This is a genomic window from Endozoicomonas sp. SESOKO3, assembly GCF_024606255.1.
In genome coordinates this window covers 1-1,452 of record NZ_JAHHPR010000535.1, presented here as the reverse complement: position 1 = coordinate 1,452, position 1,452 = coordinate 1, and the positions used below count along the sequence as shown (strand labels likewise).

Sequence of the window (1,452 nt, the reverse complement as noted above, 5' to 3'; positions counted from 1 at the left end):
ACTATAGACCGAAACTCGGGTGAAGGGTTGGCAAAGGCCATGGAAATCTTTCAGAGTGTGGTTAAGAACTTCCTTAGTCTGATACGACAGCTGTTCTATCGGATCTCCGTATTGCTGGCTTGCCTGCCATTCTGGGGCGTGATGTTTATTGCAGCCATTATCGACGGCCTTTTGATCCGAAAAATCCGTTATCACGATTTTCACTATACCAGTCCATTGCAAAACCTCTGGAGCCGACGGGCATCAAAATGGATTCCGGGTTTATTCCTGTACCTAATCATCCCTTTACCGGTTCCAGTATTGCTGATTCCTGCCGCCGCCTGGCTGGCTGCACTATGTCTGGGATGGTGGACAGCCAACTGGCAGAAGAAAGTCTGATGCCCTTCGTTCTGCTATTAGTCGGAATATATTCAGTGACTGCTTCAGCTGAACAACAATGGTTTAGCCGCCACTCTGAAGGCTGGTTCTGGTATGAGCAGATTGCCGAGCCAGAAACCGACGAGAATGAAGCCAACGATCAAACCAAAAGACACCAGCCACACACAACCGCATGGATCAGAAATAACATCGGTCTATACCTGGACAAAGCCATCGAGCTTCCCAGTAGAGAAAACGTCAGTAACTACCTCTATCTCGACAGGTTGATAAAAGAAAAAGCAGAACGGTTTGCCCGTGTCGGAAAACAGGTGATTGAAGGTGACCCATTGCTGGATGAAAACGTTCGTATAATCCATACAGCGTTCTCCTGCCCCAGCCTTTGAGCATATTGTTGCTGCTCTTTGTACAGGTACTGGGTCATGTTTTGACCTGAAAACGCCAACCAGAGCAATATCAGGCCAAGCCCGAAACACCAGATTGCGAATGGGCTGATTTGTTTTTGAGAATTTTTCATATAAGAAATGAGTCCGAACTACCAGGATTTTGGCGAGCAAAGAATCGGGATTCTGCCTTTCAATAAACGTCCGCCGCCCAATCGTGCAACGTATTCCAGATTGGGCAGCTCACCAAGCAGCCGTGGCAGGGGATCGTTATAACTACGCAGATAGCAACGACAAACCCATCAACCTGTTTGTCGATGAAGCCGCAGAAGTGCTTTGCCCTCAACTTCTGTCCCTGCTTAACAAAGGCCGGGGGGCTCAATTCCGGTTATACGTCGCTACCCAGACGCTGGCTGACTTTGAAGCTCAGTTGGGCTCGAAAGCGGCTGCCCAACAGTTTATAGACAACTGCAATCACCTTATCTGCCTGAGAACGCAGAACCCTGACACCCAGAAATTTATCACCGATAAACTGCCGCCGGTTCGTTACCGCTACTTTATCCGCAATCAGGGCATCAGCACCGATGCTAACCGCCCCATGGAATTCACCGGAAACCTCAGTGAACAACAATTGGAAGAAACCGGAGACTTGTTTCCACCACAACTGCTTGGTGAGCTGCCCAATCTGGAATAC

Annotated in this window: 3 protein-coding genes; all 3 read left to right on the top strand. The window is 48.8% G+C overall.

The window, feature by feature from the left end; all coding sequences use genetic code 11:
* Positions 1-39: 39 nt before the first annotated feature.
* Positions 40-378, top strand: coding sequence for a DUF4400 domain-containing protein (locus KDK18_RS14730; protein WP_373691165.1), 339 nt, complete (start codon positions 40-42; stop codon positions 376-378).
* Positions 336-761, top strand: coding sequence for a conjugal transfer protein TraF (gene traF, locus KDK18_RS09270; protein WP_373691164.1), 426 nt, complete (start codon positions 336-338; stop codon positions 759-761). Before KDK18_RS14730 ends, traF begins: the two co-directional genes overlap by 43 nt.
* Before the next feature lie 214 nt (positions 762-975).
* The coding region (locus KDK18_RS09265; protein WP_373691163.1) for a TraM recognition domain-containing protein at positions 976-1,452 on the top strand (477 nt) is incomplete at its 3' end.

Bases quoted from the DNA above. Each gene is read 5' to 3' on its own strand.
- traF (WP_373691164.1), top strand. From the start codon at position 336: ATGTCTGGGATGGTGGACAGCCAACTGGCAGAAGAAAGTCTGATGCCC.
- KDK18_RS14730 (WP_373691165.1), top strand. From the start codon at position 40: ATGGAAATCTTTCAGAGTGTGGTTAAGAACTTCCTTAGTCTGATACGA.